This window comes from Frateuria sp. YIM B11624, from assembly GCF_049727805.1.
Lineage (GTDB): Bacteria > Pseudomonadota > Gammaproteobacteria > Xanthomonadales > Rhodanobacteraceae > Frateuria_A.
In genome coordinates this window covers 1-558 of sequence record NZ_JBCNYA010000068.1, presented here as the reverse complement: position 1 = coordinate 558, position 558 = coordinate 1, and the positions used below count along the sequence as shown (strand labels likewise).

The 558-nt window shown below is 69.7% G+C and carries 1 protein-coding gene; it reads left to right on the top strand.

Annotated elements, in window-relative coordinates:
* A partial coding sequence (locus tag AAIL17_RS18210) for a UDP binding domain-containing protein (RefSeq protein WP_424684241.1) occupies positions 1-558 on the top strand: 558 nt, incomplete at both ends.

Sequence of the window (558 nt, the reverse complement as noted above, 5' to 3'; positions counted from 1 at the left end):
TGGGCGCGGACATCGAACAGGTGCGCCGCGGCATCGGCGCGGACCCGCGCATCGGCTACCACTTCATCTACCCGGGCGCCGGCTACGGCGGCTCGTGCTTCCCCAAGGACGTGCAGGCGCTGGAGCGTACCGCGCGCACGGTGGACTACGACGCGAAGCTGCTCGGTGCGGTGGAGGCGGTCAATCACGCGCAGAAGGGCAAGCTGTTCGAGCTGATCGAGCGGCACTACGGCGGCGGCGCACTCAAGGGCAAGACCGTCGCGCTGTGGGGCCTGGCATTCAAGCCCAACACCGACGACATGCGCGAGGCGTCCAGCCGGCGGCTGATGGAGCAGTTGTGGGCGGCCGACGCGACGGTGCGGGCGTTCGATCCGGAGGCGCGTGCTGAGACCAGGCGCATCTACGGCGAGCGTGCGGATCTGGTGCTGTGCGAGGACGCGTACGAGGCGCTGGAGGGCGCCGACGTGCTGGCGATCGTGACCGAATGGAAGGCGTTCCGCGCGCCGGACTTCACACGCATCCGGGACACGCTCAAGGAGCCGGCGATCTTCGACGGGC